This is a genomic window from Enterovirga sp., from assembly GCF_035325185.1.
Classification (GTDB): Bacteria; Pseudomonadota; Alphaproteobacteria; order Rhizobiales; family Beijerinckiaceae; genus Enterovirga.
Window position 1 is genome coordinate 19765 of sequence record NZ_DAOLAJ010000027.1, and the last position, 20880, is coordinate 40644.

Annotated in this window: 23 protein-coding genes; 16 read left to right on the forward strand and 7 right to left on the reverse strand. The window is 70.7% G+C overall.

The window, feature by feature from the left end:
* Positions 1 to 31: 31 nt before the first annotated feature.
* The 3 genes from PKD06_RS07660 (at position 32) to PKD06_RS07670 (ending at position 3645) form a co-directional block, all read left to right on the forward strand.
* Complete coding sequence (locus PKD06_RS07660) at positions 32 to 1186, forward strand: aminotransferase (protein ID WP_324379228.1); 1155 nt, start codon at positions 32 to 34, stop codon at positions 1184 to 1186.
* A gap of 10 nt (positions 1187 to 1196) precedes the next feature.
* Complete coding sequence (locus PKD06_RS07665) at positions 1197 to 1451, forward strand: sulfurtransferase TusA family protein (RefSeq protein ID WP_324379229.1); 255 nt, start codon at positions 1197 to 1199, stop codon at positions 1449 to 1451.
* 1177 nt (positions 1452 to 2628) lie between these two features.
* A complete protein-coding gene (locus PKD06_RS07670; protein ID WP_324379230.1) occupies positions 2629 to 3645 on the forward strand; it encodes an OmpA family protein in 1017 nt (338 codons plus the stop codon).
* Between the two features lie 46 nt (positions 3646 to 3691).
* On the opposite strand, the gene PKD06_RS07675 is transcribed toward PKD06_RS07670, so the two are convergent.
* The gene (locus tag PKD06_RS07675) at positions 3692 to 4300 is read right to left on the reverse strand and encodes a Crp/Fnr family transcriptional regulator (protein ID WP_324379231.1); all 609 of its coding nucleotides are present in this window, start codon (positions 4298 to 4300) and stop codon (positions 3692 to 3694) included.
* Between the two features lie 666 nt (positions 4301 to 4966).
* Here PKD06_RS07675 and exbB point away from each other — a divergent pair.
* From exbB to PKD06_RS07740, 13 genes are all read left to right on the forward strand, one after another.
* Positions 4967 to 6001 carry a tonB-system energizer ExbB gene (gene exbB, locus PKD06_RS07680; protein WP_324379232.1) on the forward strand — a complete coding sequence of 345 codons (1035 nt, stop codon included), beginning with the start codon at positions 4967 to 4969 and terminating at the stop codon, positions 5999 to 6001.
* 4 nt (positions 6002 to 6005) lie between these two features.
* A complete protein-coding gene (gene exbD, locus PKD06_RS07685) occupies positions 6006 to 6494 on the forward strand; it encodes a TonB system transport protein ExbD (protein WP_324379233.1) in 489 nt (162 codons plus the stop codon).
* Positions 6495 to 6499: 5 nt separating this feature from the next.
* Positions 6500 to 7303, forward strand: coding sequence for a TonB family protein (locus PKD06_RS07690; protein ID WP_324379234.1), 804 nt, complete (start codon positions 6500 to 6502; stop codon positions 7301 to 7303).
* 121 nt (positions 7304 to 7424) lie between these two features.
* A complete protein-coding gene (locus PKD06_RS07695; RefSeq protein WP_324379235.1) occupies positions 7425 to 8315 on the forward strand; it encodes a peptidylprolyl isomerase in 891 nt (296 codons plus the stop codon).
* Between the two features lie 282 nt (positions 8316 to 8597).
* A complete protein-coding gene (locus PKD06_RS07700; protein ID WP_324379236.1) occupies positions 8598 to 8783 on the forward strand; it encodes a hypothetical protein in 186 nt (61 codons plus the stop codon).
* Positions 8784 to 8801: 18 nt separating this feature from the next.
* Positions 8802 to 9569: a phosphoadenylyl-sulfate reductase gene (locus PKD06_RS07705; RefSeq protein WP_324379237.1), complete on the forward strand. Its 768-nt coding sequence runs from the start codon at positions 8802 to 8804 to the stop codon at positions 9567 to 9569.
* Positions 9570 to 9576: 7 nt separating this feature from the next.
* On the forward strand, positions 9577 to 10509 hold the full coding sequence (gene cysD / locus PKD06_RS07710) for a sulfate adenylyltransferase subunit CysD (RefSeq protein ID WP_324379238.1): 933 nt from the start codon (positions 9577 to 9579) through the stop codon (positions 10507 to 10509).
* Positions 10509 to 12104: a GTP-binding protein gene (locus PKD06_RS07715; protein ID WP_324379239.1), complete on the forward strand. Its 1596-nt coding sequence runs from the start codon at positions 10509 to 10511 to the stop codon at positions 12102 to 12104. Before cysD ends, PKD06_RS07715 begins: the two co-directional genes overlap by 1 nt.
* A 25-nt stretch (positions 12105 to 12129) precedes the next feature.
* On the forward strand, positions 12130 to 13137 hold the full coding sequence (locus tag PKD06_RS07720) for a sulfate ABC transporter substrate-binding protein (RefSeq protein ID WP_324379240.1): 1008 nt from the start codon (positions 12130 to 12132) through the stop codon (positions 13135 to 13137).
* A gap of 7 nt (positions 13138 to 13144) precedes the next feature.
* Complete coding sequence (gene cysT, locus PKD06_RS07725; protein WP_324379241.1) at positions 13145 to 13996, forward strand: sulfate ABC transporter permease subunit CysT; 852 nt, start codon at positions 13145 to 13147, stop codon at positions 13994 to 13996.
* Positions 13989 to 14855 (forward strand): sulfate ABC transporter permease subunit CysW, encoded by an 867-nt coding sequence (gene cysW / locus PKD06_RS07730; protein ID WP_324379242.1) that lies wholly within the window; start codon positions 13989 to 13991, stop codon positions 14853 to 14855. Before cysT ends, cysW begins: the two co-directional genes overlap by 8 nt.
* A 7-nt stretch (positions 14856 to 14862) precedes the next feature.
* A complete protein-coding gene (locus PKD06_RS07735; protein ID WP_324379243.1) occupies positions 14863 to 15906 on the forward strand; it encodes a sulfate/molybdate ABC transporter ATP-binding protein in 1044 nt (347 codons plus the stop codon).
* Between the two features lie 139 nt (positions 15907 to 16045).
* Positions 16046 to 16168 (forward strand): hypothetical protein, encoded by a 123-nt coding sequence (locus tag PKD06_RS07740; RefSeq protein WP_324379244.1) that lies wholly within the window; start codon positions 16046 to 16048, stop codon positions 16166 to 16168.
* 15 nt (positions 16169 to 16183) lie between these two features.
* Here the strand turns inward: PKD06_RS07740 and PKD06_RS07745 are convergent, their stop codons facing one another.
* From PKD06_RS07745 to PKD06_RS07770, 6 genes are all read right to left on the reverse strand, one after another.
* A complete protein-coding gene (locus PKD06_RS07745) occupies positions 16184 to 16729 on the reverse strand; it encodes a TIGR02281 family clan AA aspartic protease (protein ID WP_324379245.1) in 546 nt (181 codons plus the stop codon).
* Between the two features lie 95 nt (positions 16730 to 16824).
* Complete coding sequence (gene upp / locus PKD06_RS07750; RefSeq protein WP_324379246.1) at positions 16825 to 17454, reverse strand: uracil phosphoribosyltransferase; 630 nt, start codon at positions 17452 to 17454, stop codon at positions 16825 to 16827.
* Positions 17455 to 17529: 75 nt separating this feature from the next.
* Entirely contained in the window at positions 17530 to 17943 is a 414-nt protein-coding gene (locus PKD06_RS07755) for a (deoxy)nucleoside triphosphate pyrophosphohydrolase (RefSeq protein ID WP_324379247.1), read from the reverse strand.
* A gap of 44 nt (positions 17944 to 17987) precedes the next feature.
* Positions 17988 to 18710, reverse strand: a complete 723-nt coding sequence (locus PKD06_RS07760; RefSeq protein ID WP_324379248.1) for an SIMPL domain-containing protein — start codon at positions 18708 to 18710, stop codon at positions 17988 to 17990.
* On the reverse strand, positions 18707 to 19939 hold the full coding sequence (argJ, locus tag PKD06_RS07765; protein ID WP_324379249.1) for a bifunctional glutamate N-acetyltransferase/amino-acid acetyltransferase ArgJ: 1233 nt from the start codon (positions 19937 to 19939) through the stop codon (positions 18707 to 18709). The genes PKD06_RS07760 and argJ overlap by 4 nt, the downstream gene beginning before the upstream one ends.
* 257 nt (positions 19940 to 20196) lie before the next feature.
* Positions 20197 to 20880: S1 RNA-binding domain-containing protein (locus PKD06_RS07770; protein ID WP_324379250.1), on the reverse strand; the 684-nt coding region annotated here is incomplete at its 5' end.

Here is a 20880-nt window from a genome sequence, read left to right on the forward strand (position 1 = left end):
TAGAGGCGTGCCGGAACGCCGGACGCCCCGCATGAATCCCATCTTCGCCGAGCTGGAAACCTCCGTCTTCGAGGTCATGTCGCGCCTCGCCCGCGAGACCGGGGCGGTCAATCTCGGCCAGGGCTTCCCCGACGATCCAGGCCCGCTCGACGTGCGCCACAAGGCGGCGGAGGCCGTCATCGACGGCTGGAACCAATATCCGCCCATGATGGGGCTGCCCGAGCTGCGCGGGGCGATCGCAGCCCATTACCGCCATTGGCAGGGGCTCGACCTCGATACGGAGACCGAGGTGATGGTTACCTCGGGGGCGACCGAGGCCCTGGCCGGTGCGCTCCTCGCCCTGGTCCGGCCCGGCGACGAGGTGGTGCTGTTCGAGCCGATGTACGACGCCTATCTGCCGCTCGTCCTGCGGGCGGGCGGTGTGCCGCGCTTCGTCACGCTCCAGCCGCCGCGCTTCCGGCTCACCGAGGAGGCGCTCGCCGCCGCCTTCGGCGAGAAGACGCGCGTCGTCCTCCTGAACAACCCGCTGAACCCGACCGCGACCATCTTCCCCGACGAGGATCTCGCCCTCCTCGCCGATTTCTGCGTGCGACACGACGCGGTCGCGCTCTGCGACGAGGTGTGGGAGCATGTCGTCTTCGACGGGCGCCGGCACAAGCCGCTGATCGCCTTTCCCGGCATGCGCGGGCGCACGGTGAAGGTCGGCTCGGCCGGCAAGATCTTCAACCTGACGGGCTGGAAGGTCGGCTTCGTGATGGCCGCTCCGCATATCCTCAAGGTGCTCGCGAAGGCGCATCAATACGTCACCTTCACCACGCCTCCGAACCTGCAAGCCGCCGTCGCCTACGGCCTCGCCAAGGACGACGCCCATTTCGAGGCCATGCGGACCGAATTCGCCCGGGCGCGCGACCGGCTGACGGGGGGCTTGCGCGATCTCGGCTTCGCGGTGATCCCGGCCGAGGGCACCTATTTCGTCAATATCGACATCGGCGCGCTCGGGGAGACGGACGACGTCGCCTTCTGCCGCCGGCTCGTCCTCGACCACGGCGTCGCCGCCATCCCGGTCAGCGCCTTCTATGCGCGCGGAGAGGTGAAGACGGTGGTGCGCTTCTGCTTCGCCAAGCGCGATGCGACGCTCGACGCCGCGCTCGAGCGCCTGTCGGGCGTCCTGCGCCGGGCCGCCTGAGCGGCCGGCCATGGCCGAGACGGACTCCGAGACGGTCCTGGACCTGCGCGGGCTGAAATGCCCGCTGCCCGTCCTCTTCACGCGCAAGGCGCTCGCGGCGGCCGAGCCCGGCGCCGTGCTGCTCGTGCAATGCACCGATCCGCTGGCACGGCTCGATATCCCCAATCTCGTCCGGGAAACGGGCGACCTCTTCGAGGGGGCGGAGGCGGGCGAGGGCCATGTGACGCTGCGCCTGAGGCGGGCCGGATCGGCGGCCGGCCCGTGAGGCGCCCGACCATGCCCAAAAGATAGCCAGCATGCTTCTGTCCGTCCGCGTGGACGGACAGCCGGGATTCAGGAACGGGCGCGCAGGATGCCCGCCATCCGCCCGTCGCCCTGGGCGCGGGCCTCCCTTGGCGGAGATGGACATGACCCGATTCGATACCTTCCCGGCCCGTCTTCCGGCCCTTCGGCGCGGCCTCCTGGCCGGCGCCGTGATGCTCGTGCCGCTCTCGGCCTCGGCCCAGCCGGCGCCGTCGGGAGCCGGCGAGCATCCGCACCGTCCCGCGACTCCCGCCCCCCATGCGGCTCCCGCGCCGAAGCCCGCTCCGGCCCCGAAGCCCGCTCCGGCCCCGAAACCCACTCCCGCGCCCCGGGCCGCTCCCGCTGCGCCTGCCGCTCCCGCTCCTCACGCGGCTCCCGCTCCGGCTGCTCCCCGCCCTGCGCCCCCTGCGCCCGCTCCGAAGCCCGCCGCCCCCGCGCCCCATGCCCCGCCGTCTTCCCGGGCTCGCCCCGCCATGCCTGATGCCCGCCGGCCAGCACCCCCGGCCGGTCCGAATGCCGGAGCGCCCGCTTCGGGCAGTCCGCCGCCGGCCGTCACCCAGCCGGGCGGACGCGGTGCCATGCCCCCCGTTCCCGCACGGCCGGGCGCCGGGTCCCCCGGGACACCGCCCGGCGCGGGGACTCCCGGAACGCCTTCCGATGCGCGCCGGCCCGTGACGCCCGGCGGGCCGAATGCGGGGGCGCCCGCCTCGGGCGGCATGCAGCCGGGCGGGCGCGGCGCCATGCCCGCCGGTCCTGCGCGGCCGGGCGCCGGGTCCCCCGCGACGCCGCCCGGCGCGGGAACTCCGGGAACGCCTCCCGATGCGCGCCGGCCGGTGACGCCCGGCGCGCCGAATGCGGGGTCGCCGCCCGCCTCGGGTGGAATGCAGCCGGGCGGGCACGGCGCCATGCCCGCCGGTCCTGCGCGGCCGGGCGCCGGGTCCCCCGCGACGCCGCCCGGCGCGGGAGCTCCGGGAACGCCTCCCGATGCGCGCCGGCCCGTGACGCCCGGCGGGCCGAATGCGGGGCCGCCCGCCTCGGGCGGCATGCAGCCGGGTGCGCACGGCGCCATGCCTGCGCCGCCTTCCGGCGCCCCGGTGCCTCCCGGCGCCCCGGTGCCTCCTGGCGGCGCGCGCCCGGGCATGGGCGGCGTCGTGGGGGGAGCCGTGGGCGGCGCGGCGGTCGGGGCGGGGCTCGGCGCCGCCATGTCCGGCCGCGAGCATCGCCGGCCGGACGGCACGGTCGAACGCGATCCGGCCAATTTCGACGAGCTTCGCGCCGGGCGGCGGGAGGTTCAGGAGGGCGGCCGGACCGTCATCCGCGAGCCGGGCGGCCGCACGATCTTCCGCGAGGACGGCCGGATGATCATTCGCAGCGACGATGCGGACCGCTTCCGGTCCGGCCCCGGCGAGCATCGCATGGAGCGGCGGGGCGGCGAGTTCGTCTATTACGCCCGGCGCCCGGGCGGCCCGATGATCGTCACCTATACCGATCCCGGCGGACGCCTGATCCGGCGCTCGATGCTCGGCCCGGACGGGCGCGAGGTGATCCTCATCGACAATGCCCCGCGTCCCGGCGGGAGCTATTTCGTGCCGCTGCCGCCGCCGGTGATCGCCATCCCCCGCGAGCGCTACATCGTGGAAGGGGACGATGCGCCCTATGCCGACGTCTACGGGGCGCTGGTCGCGCCGCCGGTCGAGCGCCTGCCGCGGCCCTTCACCCTGGACGAGATCCGCTACAGTCCGCAGGTGCGCGCCCGCATGCCCAGCGTCGACCTCGACAGCCTCACCTTCGATACGGGATCGTGGGTGCTCTCGCCCGACCAGATCGGGCGGCTCGGGGTGATCGCGCAGGCGCTGAAGGCCGCCATCGACAGGAATCCGCGCGAGGTGTTCCTGATCGAGGGGCATACGGATGCGGTCGGCTCGCCCGAGGACAACCTGTCCCTGTCCGACCGGCGGGCCGAATCGGTCGCCGTCGCCTTGCAGGAGCGATTCGGCGTTCCGGCCGAGAACCTGACGACGCAGGGCTACGGAGAGCAGCAGCTCAAGGTGCAGAGCCAGGGGCCGGAGCGGCGGAACCGGCGCGTGACCGTGCGGCGGATCACCCCGCTCCTGGCCGAGGCGGGTCCGGCAGGCGCCGCGCCTGCGCCCCGGTAAGAGAGAGGACAGGCCGGGCCTTCACCTCGCGCGGAAGGCCCGGCTGTCAGGCTGCACGACGCGTCCCGTCGCGCCCGGGTCGCGGCGGACCGAGAACCCGCTCGTATTCCTGTTCCGGCAGGCCGTAGGCGCCGTTGGTGGCCTGCCTCAGCCTGGGGCGGTCCAGGATCTCGACGACGCCCCGGCGGGCGCGGATCATGCGCTCGCCTTCCAGCATGTGCAGGGCCACCGTGATGCCGGGACGGCGGACCCCCAGGATGAGCGACAGGGTCTCGTGCGTCAGCTCGATCTCGTCGCCGTCGATCCGGTCATGCGCCATCAGCAGCCAGCGCGCGAGGCGGGTCTCGACGGTCTGGCGCGCATTGGCCCGGCCCGTCTCGGCGATCTGGACCGTGAGGGCATAGGCATATCGCATGAGAAGGTCGCTCAGGCAGGGGCAGCCCTCGCAGGCGGCCTTCAGGCGCTCCAGGGGCATGCGGTGAGCCTCCCCCGCTTTTTGCGAGACGAGGTCGAACGGACCGCCCGCCGGTCCGAGAAGGGCGCAGAGCCCCGCCATGCCCTCGCGGCCGAGAAGCGCGACTTCAGTCTGGTCGCGGCCGCCCCGGCCGGCGAAGAAAGACAGGAGGCCGCTTTCCGGGAACAGCGCATCCGTCATGGGTTCGAAGGCGCGGCGAACCCTCTCCCCGGGCGCGAGCCGGATGCGCTCCAAATCTGGGCGTATACGCGCAAATGCATCTGGCGGAAGCATCTGCAACAGACGGTTGCTGACCGAAAATTCAGCCATATCCTTTTCTGTCCTCACTTTTTCGGCATTCGGCCCTTGTGGGAGGATGCCGCTTCTCGTTGTGAACGTGCGAAAACGAGATAGCGTTCCGCCGCGGGCGCGCGGGGCTTCTTGTTGAGCCGGGCCGGATCGTGCCAGGATGGCTGGATTGCGGCCCGTGCCCTCCCGCCTGCGAACGAGCCTGCTTAGAATTCTTCCAGGTCTATTCTATCGCTCGGCAAGGACTTCACTTTAGAACGCATGCAGACAATGGCATCCGCGGCGACAACTTGCCGGGCCCGTGGATCACGACAGATTTCTCTGCGGCCCTTTTCTTGGCCGGACCGGCGGAGTATGACGGGGGGCGGGCTGCCGGTCGAGGACTATTGCAGCCCGTGTCAGGTGAGGCTGCCGGCGAAAAGCCACGTGCTCGATCCGGCAACCGGCCTGCGCATGGTCACCTCGCGGCCCGCGTCATGCGGGGCGCGTCCTTCTTCTGGCGGCAGGGCATGATCCGGCACCGCAACCCGATCCGGCACTGGGCGGAGGTCTGAATCCGTGGTTTCCTCTCGTCCCCGCCTGCTTGCCTTCGTCCTGGCATCGACCCTGCTGGCAGCCTCCGCCTCGGCGCAGGTGACGGCTCCCGGCGGCGGGGCCGAGCCCAAAGCCGCCGGAACTCCCGCCGTCGCAGCTCCGGCATCCGCGGCGCCCGCCGCGGCCTCCGAGCCGGCTTCCCCCCCGGCGCCGGCTCCCGAGCCCACCTCCTCCCCGCCTTCGGCCGGGCCGGCTCCCGCCCAGCCGGCGCCCGGCGCCGTCGATCCGGCCAGCGGACGGCCGCTCGGCGCGAACGGCAAGCCGATGCCCGAGCTTTCGCCCTGGTCCATGTTCATGGATGCCGACATCCTGGTGAAAGGGGTGATGCTCGGCCTCGCCTTCGCGTCGGTGCTGACCTGGACGATCTTCCTCGGCAAGACGGCGGAACTCATGGTCGCGCAGGCGCGGCTGAGGAAATCGATGAAGGCGCTCGAGGGCTGCTCCAGCCTGCTCGAGGCTCAGATGATGATGGCCAAGCAGCGGGACGTGACGGCCGTGCTCGTCCAGCAGGCCGTCCAGGAGACGCGGCTCTCGGCCGATATTCCCGGCGACGGGGGCCTGCGCGAGCGGGTCGTCTCGCGCTTCGGCGAGGTGCAGAAGACGGAGGGCCGCATCATCCGGCGCGGCATGGGCATTCTCGCCACCATCGGGTCGACCTCGCCCTTCGTCGGGCTGTTCGGCACCGTGTGGGGCATCATGAACAGCTTCATCGGCATCTCGAAGTCGCAGACGACCAATCTCGCCGTCGTCGCGCCCGGCATCGCCGAGGCGCTGCTTGCGACCGCGATCGGCCTCGTCGCCGCGATCCCCGCCGTGATCGTTTACAACCACTTCGCCCGCGCGACGAAGGGCTACATGGAAAGCGTCGGCCGGGCGGCGGGGGCCGTCGGCCGGCTCCTCTCGCGCGATCTCGACCGGGCCCGCGGCCGCCCGCTCACGCATGCGGCGGAAGCGCGCGCCGTGGCGGAGGCCCGCGCCGTGGCGCAGGCGGCGGAATAGGCCGATGGGCGCTTCCCTCGGCGAAGCCGCCGACGACGACGACGATTTCGCGGAATCCCACGAGATCAACGTGACGCCGTTCATCGACGTCATGCTGGTCCTGCTCATCATCTTCATGGTGGCGGCCCCGCTCTCGACCGTCGACCTGCCGATCGACCTGCCGACCTCGACCGCGCAGCCGATCAAGAAACCCGACAAGCCGACCTATGTGAGCATCAAGGCCGATCTCGCGGTCCATCTCGGCGAGCAGCAGGTCAAGCGCCTGGATCTGGCGCGGGAACTCGACCGGCTCGGCGACGGCTCGCGGGACCGGCGCATCTTCCTGCGCGCCGACAGGACGGTCCCCTACGGCGAATTGATGAGCGTGCTCGAGATCCTGCGCGCGGGCGGCTATCTCAAGGTCGCGCTGGTCGCGCTCGAAGGCGTGCCCGAAGGCGCGGCGGCCCCGGCCACCCCTGCGGCTCCCGCCGTTCCGGCCGCCGGAGGACCCTGAGGGCCATGGACGTCGACCCCTCCGCCAAGCTCGTGAGGCACCGCGGCACCCGGATCATGTGGGGCGCCGCTTTCGCGCTGGCGCTGGCGCTGCATGCGGGCGGCCTCGTCGCGGCGCTTCTCGACATGCGCGCGGCGGCGGCTGACGACGAGATGGGCGCGCCGGCGATCGAGGTCGGGATCGAGCTGGCCTCGCCCCAGACCGAGCCGACCGACCTGCCGCCCGGCCCGGAATCGGAAGCCTCGACCGCCTCGACCGCGCAGGTCGAGCAGAAGCAGGTCGAGGAGCAGAGCGACAAGCCCAAGGACACGCCCGTCGAGAGCGAGGATCCCGACCGCGTCGTCTCGACCGCCCCGACCGAGAAGCCCAAGGAGGAGACCGAGGCGCCGGCGACCCGGGCCTCCCAGGCTTCCGAGGAATCCGCCGCCGCCGAGGCCACGGCTCCACCCGTGATCGAGAAGGCGCAGGAGGCTCCGGTTTCCCGCGCTCCGGTCCAGGGAACGGGCGCCAGCGCGTCGCGCGTCCGCACGACCTGGCAGCGCCAGCTCGTGGCCCATCTCGACCGCCACAAGCGCTATCCCGCGGGCGGCAAGCGGGCCGCGCACGAGGTCCTGATTTCCTTCACGCTCGACCGGACGGGGAAGGTCGTCGCGACGGCTATCGCCAGAAGCTCGGGCGAGCCGGCCTTCGACGAGGCCGCCCTCGCGATGATGCGGCGGGCCGATCCCGTCCCCGCACCTCCGCCGCTCGTCGCCGACGAGGGGCTCACCTTCACCGTCCCGGTCGTCTTCCGCCAGTCGCGGCGCTGAGGCGGCGCGGCGATCTGCCCCCGCCTCCGTCCAGAGGCGGGCTTGCGGTTCCCCCGCGCCTGCGGCAGTGGGGGCCCGCGCCGCGGCAAAGCCGGGCGCTTCCCTTCAGGATTCACGAACCATGGCTTCGACGCTCTCCCGCCTTTCCCATGCCGGCATCCTGGCGCTGGCCCTGGCGGGAGCCGGGGCCGCCGCGGCCCAGGCGCCGAAGGCGCCGGCCCAGCCGGCGGCTCCCGCTGCGGCGCCGAGCCCGGACACGGTGATCGCCCGTGTCGACGGCGAGCCGATCACCGAGGGCGACCTTGCCATCGCGTCGGAGGACCCCGCGCTGGCGCTGCCCAATACCGAGCCAGCCCAGAAGCGGGACATCCTGATCGGCTACCTGATCGATCTCAAGCTCGGCGCGAAGGCGGCGGAGGCCGCGAAGCTCGGCGACACCGACGCCTTCAAGAAGCGCCTCGCCTATCTGCGGACCAAGCTCCTCGTGGACGAGTATATCGACGGGCAGACCAAGGCGGCCGTGACGCCGGAGGCGGCGCGCAAGCTCTACGAGGAGACGCTCAAGGACATGAAGCCGGAGGAGGAGATTCATGCCCGGCACATCCTCGTCGACAGCGAGGAGCTTGCGAAGAAGGCTGCCGCCCGCGTCAGGGCCGGCGAGGATTTCGCCAAGGTGGCCGGCGAATTGTCCAAGGATCCGGGCTCGAAGAAGGACGGCGGCGATCTCGGCTTCTTCACCAAGGACCGGATGGTGGCGCCCTTCGCGGAGGCAGCCTTCAAGCTCAAGCCGAACGAGATCTCCGAGCCGGTGAAGAGCCAGTTCGGCTGGCACGTCATCCAGGTCCTGGAGCGCCGCTCGAAGCCGCTCCCGACCTTCGAGGAGATGCAGGAGCAGATCGACCAGTACCTCACGCGCAAGGCCCAGCAGGACGCCGTCCTCGCCCTGCGCAAGACGGGCAAGGTCGAGCGGCTCGACAAGCCGGCCGAGGCGCCGAAGCCCGCCAAGCCGTAAGGGACGGTGGGCCGGGGGCCCGTGCCGATGGAGGATGCTCTCTCGCAGGGTACCGGATGAGTGCCCCCCGTCATCCCGGCCGGAGCCAGCGGGTCCGGCCTTCGGTCGAGACAATAATTTCTCCCGGACGCCCGGTTCGAGAAACCAGTCTTCTCCATCCTCTCATATCTTTGATATTCCATCCGCATTGACTTCGGGGCGGCTGGATATCAGTTTTCGGTCAGGTTTTACTTCGCAGGACATTGTCTTCGTGACCATGTCCAGGATCTGGCCACTCGCATCATGACGCTTTCGGTGCTGTCCCGCCTGCTTGATCGTGGCCTCGCCCTGCTGGCGGCCACGGACATGCGGCTGTTCTGCGCCGAGGGGGCCTTCGTCGAGGAGGCGGAGGAAGGGGCCGGGGGCGCGGCCCGCATCGCGCAGGGCTGTCGAAGCCGTCACGTCTCCGATTTCCTTCCGACCACGTGATCCGAGCTTCGCAAGGCCATGACCTTCCATGATGTTCGTGAACCCGCCGACAGGCCGGGCCTCTCCATCCTGTCCGATGCCCTTGCCGGCCTGCCCCTGACCGACCGCCTGCGGGCTATCCGCGATGCGGTGGAGGGCCGGCTCGTCTTCACGACGAGCTTCGGCATCGAGGACCAGGTCCTGACCCATGCCCTTGCCGCGAGCGGCATCGGGGCCGAGATCGTCACGCTCGATACCGGCCGCCTCTTCGACGAGACGCTGGAGGTCTGGGCCGAGACGGAATTCCGCTACGGCCTCTCCATTCGCGCCTTCACGCCGGAGCGGCAGGAACTGGAAGAGCTGCTCGGCCGGGACGGCCCGATGGGATTTCGCCGCTCCCCCGAGGCGCGGCGGGCCTGCTGCGACATTCGCAAGGTGCGCCCGCTCGGTCGCGTCCTCGCGGGCGCGGCGGGCTGGCTGACGGGCCTGCGCGGCGAGCAATCGGCCGCCCGCTCGGCGACCCCCTTCGTCGAGGTGGATGCGAGTTTCGGGCTCCTCAAGCTCAGCCCGCTCGCCGACTGGACCAGGTCGGAAATCGCCGATTTCGTCCGCGCCGAGGGCGTTCCCTACAACGCCCTGCACGATCGCGGCTTCCCCTCGATCGGCTGCGCGCCCTGCACCCGCGCGGTGCGGGTCGGCGAGCCGGAGCGCGCCGGCCGCTGGTGGTGGGAGAGCGAGGAGAAGAAGGAATGCGGCCTGCACGGCCGGGCTTCCGCAATCCCCCTTCCATCCGCCGAGGCGGCGTGAGGACATCATGGCCTATTCGGATATCGCGGCGCGTCCCCGCGCAGGGCTTTCGCATCTCCAGAGGCTGGAGGCGGAGAGCATCCACATCATGCGCGAGATCGTCGCGGAGGCGCGCAATCCCGTCATGCTCTACTCGATCGGCAAGGATTCCTCGGTCCTGCTGCATCTGGCGCTGAAGGCGTTCCATCCCGGCCGGCTGCCCTTCCCGCTGCTTCACGTCGATACGGGCTGGAAATTCCGCGACATGATCGCCTTCCGCGACCGGCGCGCAGTCGAACTCGGCCTCGACCTCATCGTCCACACGAACCCGGACGGGGTGGCTCGGGGAATCGGGCCGATCAGCCACGGCTCGGAAATCCATACCGACGTCATGAAGACGCAGGCGCTCCGCCAGGCGCTCGATGCGGGCGGGTTCGACGCGGCCTTCGGCGGCGCGCGGCGCGACGAGGAAGCCTCGCGCGCGAAGGAACGGATCGTCTCGCTGCGCACGCCCCAGCATCGCTGGGACCCGAAGCTCCAGCGCCCGGAGCCCTGGCGGCTCTACAACGGGCTGAAGCCCGCCGGGCATTCCCTGCGCGTCTTCCCGCTCTCCAATTGGACCGAGCGGGACGTCTGGCTCTACATCGAGCAGGAGAACATCCCGATCGTGCCGCTCTATTTCGCCGCCGAGCGCCCCGTCGTCGAGCGCGACGGGCTCCTCGTGATGGTGGATGACGAAAGGCTCCCGCTTCGCCCCGGCGAGCGGCCGGAACTGCGCCGCGTCCGGTTCCGCACGCTCGGCTGCTACCCGCTGACGGGCGCGGTCGAGAGCGATGCGACGACGCTGCCCGAGGTGATCGCCGAGACCCTGTCGGCCCGCGTCTCGGAGCGGAGCGGCCGCGCCATCGACCAGGACAGCGCCGCCTCCATGGAACGCAAGAAGCAGGAAGGCTATTTCTGATGTCCGCCCTCCCGATCCTCGCGGCGGCGCCCGCCGGGGCCGTCGAGTCCTCTTCCGCCCGCCGGCGCGATCTCCTGCGCTTCATCACCTGCGGCTCGGTCGATGACGGCAAGTCGACCCTGATCGGCCGCCTGCTGCACGATAGCGGTCACCTCTTCGAGGACCAGCTCGAAGCCCTGGCGCGCGATTCCGCCCGGATGGGCACGCAGGGCGGCGCGCTCGACCTCGCGCTTGCCCTCGACGGCCTCGCGGCCGAGCGCGAGCAGGGGATCACGATCGACGTCGCCTATCGCTATTTCTCGACCGCGCGGCGCTCCTTCATCGTCGCCGACACGCCCGGCCACGAGGAATATACCCGCAACATGGCGACCGGCGCCTCGACGGCGGATGCGGCCATCCTGCTCGTCGACGTGCGCAAGGGTGTGACCACGCAGACGCGCCGCCACGCCGTGCTCGTCGCGATGCTGGGCATCCGCCATGTCGCGCTCGCGGTGAACAAGATGGACCTCGCCGGCTTCGCCCGCGAGCCCTACGAGGCCGTGATGGTTGAAGCGCGCCGTCTCGCCGACGCGCTCGGGCTCGGGCTGACGGGCGTGCCGATCGCGGCGCTCACCGGCGACAACGTCGCCGCCCGCTCCGCCGCCATGCCCTGGCACCAGGGGCCGCATCTCCTCGAATGGCTCGAAACTCTCGCTGTCGGCGAGGAGGAGACGGGCTCGCTCCGCCTCGCGGTCCAGTCTGTCAGCCGTCCCGATTCCTCCTTCCGGGGCTATGCCGGCCTCGTCACGGGCGGGCCGGCCTGGCCCGGACAGGCCGTGACGGTCTATCCCTCCGGCAAGGCAACCCGCATCGCGCGCATCGTGACCTATGACGGCGATCTCGACCTCGCGCTCCCGGGCCAGTCGGTGACGCTGACCCTCGCCGACGAGGTCGACGTCTCGCGCGGCTGCGTGATCGCGGCCGGCCCGGCTCCGGCGGTGACCGGGCGCGTCTCGGCGCGCCTGTTCTGGATGGCGCCGGAGCCCCTGCGTCCCGGCGCCTCCTATCTCGCCAAGATCGGCACCCAGCTCGTCCCCGCGACGGTGACCGCCATTGCCGGACGCATCGCGCTCGAGCCGCTCGGCGAAGAGCCGGCCGCCGCCCTCGGCCCGAACGACGTCGGCGACGTCGCCCTCGTCTTCGACCGGCCGGTCGTCGTCGAGCCCTATCGGGACAGCCGCGACCTCGGCGGCCTCATCCTGATCGAGCGGGAGAGCTTCGCGACCGTCGCGCTCGGCCTCGTGCAGAAGGCCGCGGCCGGTCCCGGCGAGAGCGAGGAGAGGGAGGCGGCGCCCGCTCCGCGCGAGGCGGCGGCCTGGCTCGCGGTGCCCTTCGCCGCGCCCTGGCGGAGCATCCTCAAAACCGTCACCTGGCGGCTGCTCGGCACCTTCCTGACCGTGCTCGTCGCCTATGCGCTGACCCGCAATCTCCGCCTCGCGCTGGTGCTGGGCGGGATCGAGATCCTGGCCAAGTTCGTCCTCTATTTCGGCCACGAGCGTCTCTGGGCCCGGATCGGTCTCGGACTTCGCGCGTTGCCCTCCGCCTCCGGACGATGATCGACCACGCCCGAAAGGACATCGGATGACCCTCTCGACCAAGCTGCGCGGGGCTTTGCTCGCGCTGGCGCTCGCGGCGAGTCCTGCCGTGGCCCAGACCTCGCTCCTCAACGTCTCCTACGACCCGACGCGCGAGCTTTATCGCGACATCAACGCCGCCTTCACCAAGTACTGGAAGGAGAAGGAGGGGCAGGACGTCACCGTCCGCGCCTCGCATGGCGGCTCGGGCGCGCAGGCGCGGGCGGTGATCGACGGGCTCGAAGCCGATGTCGTGACGCTGGCGCTCGCCTCCGACATCGACGCCATCGCCGAGCGCACCAACAAGATCCCCTCCGGCTGGCAGAAGCGGCTGCCCAACAATTCCTCCCCCTATACCTCGACCATCGTCTTCCTGGTCCGCAAGGGGAACCCGAAGGCGATCCGGGACTGGGACGATCTCGTGAAGCCCGGCATCCAGGTCATCACCCCCAATCCGAAGACCAGCGGCGGGGCGCGCTGGAATTATCTCGCCGCCTGGGGCTATGCGCTGAACAGGGGGGACAGCGAGGACAAGGCCAAGGACTTCGTCGCCGCGATCTACCGGAACGTGCCCGTGCTCGACACGGGGGCGCGGGGCTCGACCATCACCTTCGCCCAGCGCGGCCTCGGCGACGTGCTGATCGCCTGGGAGAACGAAGCCTATCTCGCGATCCAGGAATTCGGCGCGGACAAGTTCGAGATCGTCGTGCCCTCCATCTCGATCCTCGCCGAGCCGCCCGTCTCTCTCGTCGACGCCAATGTCGACAAGAAGGGCACCCGAAAGGTGGCGGAAGCCTATCTGGAGTTCCTCTATACCCCCGAGGCCCAGGCGATCATCGCCAAGCACCACTACCGGCCCTCGCGGCCGGAGACCGTGGACAAGACACTCCTCGAGACCCTGCCCAGGATCCAGCTCTTCACCATCGACAAGGTGTTCGGGGGCTGGGCCAAGGCGCAGCCGGCCCATTTCGGCAATGGCGGCATCTTCGACGGCTTCGCCAAGGCGAGGCGTTGAGGACGCCATGGCCGGGGCCGCCCTGACCCTCGCGCCGCCGGCCCGGCGCCGGCGGGCCATCATCCCGGGCTTCGGGATCGCGCTCGGCTACACGCTGACCTGGCTCGGGCTGATCGTCCTCCTGCCGCTCGGCGTGCTGATCCTCGAATCCTCGGCCATCGGCCTGTCCGGCTTCGCCGAGGTCCTGTCCGATCCGCGCGTCCGGCACGCGCTGGCGGTGAGCTTCGGCGCCTCCTTCGCGGCGGCGCTGACGGCGTCGGTCTTCGGGCTCCTGATCGCCTGGGTGCTGGTGCGTTACCGCTTTCCCGGCCGGGGCCTTGCGGATGCGATCATCGACCTTCCCTTCGCGCTGCCGACGGCGGTGGCGGGGATCGCCCTCGCGACCCTCTATGCGCCGCATGGCTGGGTGGGCGGCCTCTTCAGCACGCGGATCGCCTTCACGCCGCTCGGCATCTATCTGGCGCTCGTCTTCGTCTCGCTGCCCTTCACGGTCCGCACCCTCCAGCCGCTGATCGAGGAGATCGACCGGGAACTGGAAGAGGCGGCGGCGACGCTCGGCTCCTCGCGCGCCCAGACGCTCCGGCGGGTGATCCTGCCGCCGCTCGTGCCGGGCCTTCTGACGGGCTTCGTGCTGTCCTTCTCGCGGGCGGTCGGCGAATACGGCTCGGTGATCTTCGTCGCCGGCAACCTGCCCTATGTGTCGGAGATCGCGCCTCTCCTCATCGTCATCAAGCTGGACGAGTTCGACTATCGCGGCGCGACAGCCATCGCCGTCGTGATGTTGGCGATCTCCTTCGCCGCGCTCCTGGTCATCAACCTGATCCAGGCCGCTTCCCGCCGGAGATACGGCCATGTCTGAGCCCGCCGCTCCGCGCCAGACCTATCAGGTCGGGACCGAATCGCCGCTGGTCCGCCGGCTCGCGATCGTCCTGGCCCTGGGCTTCCTCGCGCTGTTCATCGCGCTGCCCCTCGCGGTCGTCCTGGCGGAAGCCTTCCGCCAGGGCGCGGCGGCGGCCGTCGAGGCTTTGCGCGAGCCCGACACGGTCGCGTCGATCCGGCTGACGCTGATCGTCGCGGCGATCGTCGTGCCGCTGAACCTCGTCTTCGGCATCGCGGCGGCCTGGGCGATCGCGAAATTCGAGTTTCCGGGCAAGAGCCTCCTCATCACGCTGATCGATCTTCCCTTTTCGGTCTCGCCCGTGGTGGCGGGCCTGATCTTCGTCCTCGTCTTCGGCGGCGACGGGACGGTCGCGAGATGGCTCCAGGCGCACGACCTCAAGGTGCTGTTCGCGCTTCCGGGCATCGTGCTCGTGACGGTCTTCGTAACCTTTCCCTTCGTCGCCCGCGAGCTGATCCCGCTGATGCAGGAGCAGGGAACGGGAGACGAGGAGGCGGCGTTGACGCTCGGCGCCTCCGGCCTGCGCACCTTTCTCACGGTGACGCTGCCCAATATCCGCTGGGCGCTCCTTTACGGCGTCCTGCTCTGCAATGCCCGCGCGATGGGCGAGTTCGGCGCCGTCGCGGTGGTGTCCGGCCGCATCCGCGGCCTCACCACCACCATGCCGATACAGGTGGAGATCCTGTACAATGAATACCCCATCTATCCGGCTTTCGCCCTCGCTTCGCTCCTTGCCCTCCTGGCCCTGGTCACGCTCGTCATCAAATCCTTCCTGGAATGGCGGCACGCTGATAAGCTCGCCTCCCGAACCGGACATTAGAGATCGCGTGCAGGCCACCGAGGTTCGAGCCGCGGGCATCGGGAAGATCTTCGGCGAGGCGTCCGCGCTCGCCGATGTCGACCTGACGGTGCGCGAGGGGGAACTGCTGGCGCTTCTCGGGCCCTCCGGCTCGGGCAAGACGACGCTGCTGCGCGTGATCGCGGGGCTCGAGATTCCCGATACCGGCCGTGTCTTCTTCGGGGCGGACGACGTCACGGACCGGCCGGTCCAGCATCGCGGCATCGGCTTCGTATTCCAGCATTACGCGCTGTTCAGACACCTGAGCGTCCACGACAACATCGCCTACGGGCCGCGTACGCGCGGCCGGCACCGGCCGGCCGAGGCCGCGCTGAAGCGGCGGGTCGAGGAATTGCTCGCCCTCGTGCAGCTCGAAGGGCTCGGCGGGCGCTTTCCGGCCCAGTTGTCCGGCGGGCAGCGCCAGCGCGTGGCGCTGGCGCGGGCGCTCGCGACCGATCCGCGCGTCCTCCTCCTCGACGAGCCTTTCGGAGCGCTCGACGCCCAGGTGCGCAAGGACCTGCGGCGCTGGCTGCGCGAGATCCACCGCGAGACCGGGCAGACCACGATCTTCGTCACCCACGACCAGGACGAGGCGCTGGAACTCGCCGACAGGGTGGCGATCCTCAATCGCGGCCGGCTGGAGCAGCTCGGCTCGCCCGACGAGGTCTATGACGATCCGGCCTCCGCCTTCGTCATGTCCTTCGTCGGCGAGAGCAGCGCGATCCCGGTTCGGATCGAGGCCGGCGCCGCGCATGTGGGCGGCCGGGCTCTCGCCGTTTCCGCCGCCGGGCAGGCGCCGGGCGAGGCCGTGCTCCATGTGCGGCCCCATGCCCTGCGTCTTTCCCCCGGGGGTGAGGGAGAGCTGCCCGGCCGCGTCGTGGCCGTGCGGCGGGTGGGGCGTGTCCGCCGCGCGGATATCAGGCTGGACGAGGCCGGCGTGGAGATCGAGGCCGACGACCCGGAGCAGCGCCTCGCGGTCGGTCAGGCCGTGGGCGTGACGATCGAGGCCGCCCGCATCTTCCCGGCGCGGTGAAGAGAGAGACGGAACCTCTCCGCCTGCGCCCCGCCGGGAGGCGGATCTCTCCGTAGTCCGCCATAATAAATATTCCGAACTACTTGTCCGCCTCCTGTCTTTCGCCCCATCATCCGTCGTCGAGAGAAAGACAACGAAGATGATGAGCAGTCTCGGACTTCCCGCGGGCGCGAATTTGCGCCGCATTCTCGAAGTGCTCGCCGTCGCCGGCTCCTTCGTCCTGATCGCGGCGATCGTGCTGGGAGGGCTGTGGCCGGTGTGATTCCGCGGCGCCGGCTCAGCCCTGGAGCGTGAGGCGGTTGCCGGAGATATCGAAGCTGCGCAGGCGCCGGAGGAAGGACATGCCGAGGAGGTTCACGCCGAGCCGCCCGCGCGGGACGATGGCCGCTTCGACATCCCGGATTTCGATCCCGCCGACGCTCAGCCGGCGCAAGGTCACGGGGGCATAGGTTCCGGTGCCGTTGGCGGTCCTGCTGCGCCCCGTGAAATCGGAGCGGCGCAGATGAATGCCGATGCGCTCGGCATCCTCCTCGCGCAGGACGACGAGGCTCGCGCCCGTATCGACCATGAGCGGGACGGGTGTCCCCTCGACGCGCCCCTCGACCGCGAAATGGCCTCGCCGGTCGCCGGCGATGGTCTCGGTGCGGGAGCCTGCCTCGAAGGAGGCGGCCGGGAGGGTTGCGGCGTTGCGCGCGACAAAGCCCTGCTCCCGCGGCGGGCGGTCGCCGGAGAGGCCGAGCGAGGCGAGCCTCTCGCCCGCCCCCATCACCGCGAGCCCGACGCTCGCGAAGGTTCCGAGCGCCCAGACAATGGGTCGTGTCACGCTTAAGGCCTCCCGCCGCTCCCACCCTGCGCGTCAATGATCGCCGGATGGTGAAGGCGGGCGCTCGAATGCGATGCGTCCCCGGCCTTCTTCCTCTACCGCGTGCCGAACATGCGGTCGCCCGCATCGCCGAGGCCCGGCACGATATAGCCGTGGTCGTTCAGCCTCTCGTCGATGGCGGCGGTCCAGACCGGCACGTCGGGATGGATATCGCGCAGGTGGCGGATGCCCTCGGGCGCCGCGAGCAGGCAGACCATGCGCAAGTCGCGGGCCCCGCGCTCCTTGAGCCGGTCCACCGCCGCGACGGCCGAATGGCCCGTGGCCAGCATCGGGTCGAGCACGAGGACGAGGCGATCCCCGAGATCCGAGGGGGCCTTGAAGTAATACTCGACGGCCGAGAGCGTCTCCGGGTCGCGGTAGAGGCCGATATGGGCGACGCGGGCGGAGGGCACGAGCCCGAGCATTCCGTCGAGGAAGCCCACGCCGGCGCGCAGGATCGGCGCCAGGACCAGCTTCTTGCCCGCGAGCTGGGGCGCCTGCATGCGCGCGAGGGGCGTCTCGATCTCCACCTCCTCCAGCGGCAGGTCGCGCGTCACCTCGTAGAGGAGCAGCATGCCGATCTCGTTGAGGAGCTGGCGGAAGCCCTTGGTGGAGCGGTTCTTCTCCCGCATCAATGTCAGCTTGTGCTGCACCAGCGGATGCCCGACGACCGTGACCCCTTGCATCTGCGCCCCCTGATCCGGCTTCGCCCGCCGCTCCGCTTGCGCATCTCGCCCGGCGGGGGCGGCCGGGGCAAGCACTCAGTTTCCGAAGGGAGAGAGGAGGTCGATCAGGGCGGGGATCAGCGGCGCGTCGGCCGGCGGCATCGGATAGTCGCGCAGCTTCGCCGGCTTGACCCAGGCGAGACGCTGGCCTTCGAGCGGCCGCGCCGTCCCCTGCCAGCGCCGGCAGGCATAGAGCGGCATCAGGAGGTGGAAATCCTCGTAAGGATGGCTCGCGAAGGTCAGGGGCGCGAGGCAGGGCTCCGCGACCTCGATGCCGATTTCCTCGCGCAATTCGCGGATCAGCGTCTCCTCGGGCCGCTCGCCGGCCTCGACCTTGCCGCCGGGAAATTCCCAGAGGCCCGCGAGCGCCTTGCCGGCCGGGCGCTCGGAGATGAGGACGCGGCCATCCGCATCGATCAGCGCGACCGCGGCGACGAGAAGGAGCTTCATGGATCCGGGCCGGGAAGAGGGGAGGGCGGCGGGGGGCGTCCCCGCTACTGCGCAGGCTCGAAGGAGAAGGTCATCTGGATCTCGGAGGAGACTTCGAGGGAGCCGGGCTGGACGGGGACGTCGGCTCGCGCGGCCCGCGCGGACATGGGGGCGGGGCGGGGCATCGGCCGGTAGGAGCCGCCGGCATTGATCGATTCGATGCGCTCGATCCTCACACCCGCCGCCCCGGCAATGACCTCGGCCTGGCGGCGGGCATCCTTGACCGCGGCGGCCAGCGCGTCGCGCTCGAGCTTGCCGGGATCGGCCAGCTCGAAGGAGATGCCCCCGATCTGGTTCGCGCCGCCATCGACCACGCTGCGCAGGAACCCGCCGAGCTTGGCCAGGTCGCGCACCCGCACGACCACGGAATTGCTCGCGACATAGCCGTCCGGGCGCGGCTCCATGTTGCCGTTCGGGTCGCGCACGCTCTTATAGGCGGGCTGGAGCGCGACATAGCTCGTCTGGATGTCGCGCGGGGCGATGCCGAAGGCGATGGCCGAGGTCGCGATCTTGCCGGCCGCGGCCGAGGTGGCGTCGATCGCCGCGGCCGTCGTCGGCGCCTTGTTGGTCACGCCGATCGAGATCGAGGCGAAATCGGGCGCGGCTTCGAGCGTCGCCCGGCCGGTCACCGTCATGAGGGGCCGGCTCGCCCCGCTGGTCTCGGCCATGGCGAATCCCGGCAGAAGGGAGAAGGAGAGCGCGGCGAGGGCCGCCAGATGATGCTTCACGAACGGTAATCCCCGTTGATCTCGACATATGCCTTGGTCAGGTCGCAGGTCCAAACCCGCGCCGAGCCCTGGCCGAGGCCGAGATCGACCGTGATCGTCACCTCGTCCTTTTTCATGACCGCCGAGGCTGCGGCCTCGTCATAGGCCGGATCGCGCGCGCCTTCGCAGGCGACCCGGATATCGCCGAACCAGATGGCGAGGCGATCGCGGTCGGCCGGCTCCCCGGCCTTGCCGACCGCCATCACGACGCGGCCCCAATTGGCGTCCTCGCCGGCCACCGCCGTCTTCACCAGTGGCGAATTGGCGATGGACATCGCAATGCGATGGGCGGAGGCGTCGCTCTCGGCGCCGCGCACCCGCACCGTGACGAATTTCCGCGCGCCCTCGCCGTCCCGCGCCACCTGCTGGGCGAGGTCGGCGAGAAGGTTGTCGAGGGCGGCGCGGAACCCGGCGAGCGCCGGGTCGTCGGCGCGCGTGACCGGCTTGTGGCCGGCCTTGCCCGTGGCGAAGAGAAGCAGCGTGTCGGAGGTCGAGGTGTCGCCGTCCACCGTGCAGCAATTGAAGCTCTGCGCGGCGCCCGCCGCCAGCAGCTCGCTGAGGACGGGGGCCGGGATCGCGGCATCGGTGAAGCAGAAGGAGAGCATGGTCGCCATGTCCGGCGCGATCATGCCCGCGCCCTTGGCCATGCCGTTGAGGATGACGCGCACCCCGCCGATCTCGGCCACGCGCGTCGCGACCTTCGGGAAGGTGTCGGTGGTCATGATGGCGCGGGCCGCATTGAGCCAGCGGCCGGATTCCGCGCGCGCCGCGCAATCGGCGAGGACGCCCTCGAATTTCGTCGCGTCGAGCGGCTCGCCGATGACGCCGGTCGAGGCCAGCATCACCTCGTGGGGGCCGCACCCGGCCGCCTTCGCGGCGATCTGCGCGGTGAGTTCCGTCGCCTGCCGGCCCTTGAGGCCGGTAAAGGCATTGGCGATCCCGGAATTGACGACGAGCGCGCGCGCCGTGCCGCCGCCGAGATGGGCCCGGCACCAATCCACCGCGGCCGAGGGGCAGCGGGAGCGGGTGAAGACGCCGGCGGCCTGGGTTCCCTCGTCGAGCAGGGCGAAGAGCACGTCGGTTCGCCCCTTGTAGCGGATGCCGGCCTCCGCGGTCGCGAGCCGGACGCCGGCGACCGGCGGCAGGGCGGGCACCGATTTCGGCGCCAGGGGCGAGACGGGATGCGACACGGGACCCTCGGATGCGAGCCGGCGGGCGCCGGCGGATGCGAGGCGCTTTTCACATCCGGGGGCGGGGGGCAATGGGGAGAAGGGCCTCCCTCGAGGCGATCGGGTGAAGAGCGCGGCCGGGGATGACAGGGAGGGAGTTTTTTCCAATTGCCCTGAAGCCGTGCTCGCCACGGGCAGGCGCGAGGGAGGAGGCGCCACAAAAGAGAAGCCCCGGCCGGGGCCGGGGCTTCTTCGCTTTTTGGGACCTGGGGGAAGGCCTACTCGCCGGCGTCGGCCGGCTCGTCGCTCTGTTGGCGCGGGCGCTCCTCGCGGAAGTCACGCTCGCGGAAATCGCGGTCCCGGTCGCGGCGCGGGCCGCGGTCACGGCTGCCCCGGTCGCGGTCGCGGCGGCGCTCGCCCCGCTCCTCGCGGTCCTCGACGACCTCGCCACGAGCCTCGCGCTCGGCCCGGTCGGCGTCGCGCAGGGCGCGCAGCTTCTCGGTGATGTCCTCGCCCGTCTGCTGGTCGACGACCTTCATCGAGAGCTTGATCTTGCCGCGGTCGTCCTGGCCGAGGAACTTCACCTTCACCTTGTCGCCTTCCTTGACGACGTCGGTGACCTTGGCGACCCGCTGCGGGGCCAGCTCGGAGATGTGGACGAGGCCGTCCTTGGGCCCGAAGAAGTTGACGAAGGCGCCGAACTCCATCGTCTTGACGACGGTGCCGTCATAGATCGTGCCGGCCTCGGGCTCCGCCACGATCGAGCGGATCCAGTTGCGGGCCGCCGTGATCTGCTTGCCGTCCGACGAGGCGATCTTGATCGTGCCGTCGTCCTCGACATTGATCTTGGCGCCGGTCTTCTCGACGATCTCGCGGATCACCTTGCCGCCGGTGCCGATCACGTCGCGGATCTTGTCGGTCGGGATCTGCATGACCTCGATGCGCGGGGCGTGCTCGCCGAG

Bases quoted from the DNA above. Each gene is read 5' to 3' on its own strand.
- PKD06_RS07660 (WP_324379228.1), top strand. From the start codon at position 32: ATGAATCCCATCTTCGCCGAGCTGGAAACCTCCGTCTTCGAGGTCATG.
- PKD06_RS07675 (WP_324379231.1), bottom strand. From the start codon at position 4,300: ATGACGGATGCGCTGTTCCCGGAAAGCGGCCTCCTGTCTTTCTTCGCC.
- PKD06_RS07690 (WP_324379234.1), top strand. From the start codon at position 6,500: ATGGACGTCGACCCCTCCGCCAAGCTCGTGAGGCACCGCGGCACCCGG.
- cysD (WP_324379238.1), top strand. From the start codon at position 9,577: ATGGCCTATTCGGATATCGCGGCGCGTCCCCGCGCAGGGCTTTCGCAT.
- cysW (WP_324379242.1), top strand. From the start codon at position 13,989: ATGTCTGAGCCCGCCGCTCCGCGCCAGACCTATCAGGTCGGGACCGAA.
- upp (WP_324379246.1), bottom strand. From the start codon at position 17,454: ATGCAAGGGGTCACGGTCGTCGGGCATCCGCTGGTGCAGCACAAGCTG.
- PKD06_RS07705 (WP_324379237.1), top strand. From the start codon at position 8,802: ATGACCTTCCATGATGTTCGTGAACCCGCCGACAGGCCGGGCCTCTCC.
- PKD06_RS07665 (WP_324379229.1), top strand. From the start codon at position 1,197: ATGGCCGAGACGGACTCCGAGACGGTCCTGGACCTGCGCGGGCTGAAA.
- PKD06_RS07740 (WP_324379244.1), top strand. From the start codon at position 16,046: ATGATGAGCAGTCTCGGACTTCCCGCGGGCGCGAATTTGCGCCGCATT.
- PKD06_RS07720 (WP_324379240.1), top strand. From the start codon at position 12,130: ATGACCCTCTCGACCAAGCTGCGCGGGGCTTTGCTCGCGCTGGCGCTC.
- PKD06_RS07715 (WP_324379239.1), top strand. From the start codon at position 10,509: ATGTCCGCCCTCCCGATCCTCGCGGCGGCGCCCGCCGGGGCCGTCGAG.
- PKD06_RS07695 (WP_324379235.1), top strand. From the start codon at position 7,425: ATGGCTTCGACGCTCTCCCGCCTTTCCCATGCCGGCATCCTGGCGCTG.
- PKD06_RS07700 (WP_324379236.1), top strand. From the start codon at position 8,598: ATGACGCTTTCGGTGCTGTCCCGCCTGCTTGATCGTGGCCTCGCCCTG.
- exbD (WP_324379233.1), top strand. From the start codon at position 6,006: ATGGGCGCTTCCCTCGGCGAAGCCGCCGACGACGACGACGATTTCGCG.
- PKD06_RS07670 (WP_324379230.1), top strand. From the start codon at position 2,629: ATGGGCGGCGTCGTGGGGGGAGCCGTGGGCGGCGCGGCGGTCGGGGCG.
- cysT (WP_324379241.1), top strand. From the start codon at position 13,145: ATGGCCGGGGCCGCCCTGACCCTCGCGCCGCCGGCCCGGCGCCGGCGG.
- PKD06_RS07755 (WP_324379247.1), bottom strand. From the start codon at position 17,943: ATGAAGCTCCTTCTCGTCGCCGCGGTCGCGCTGATCGATGCGGATGGC.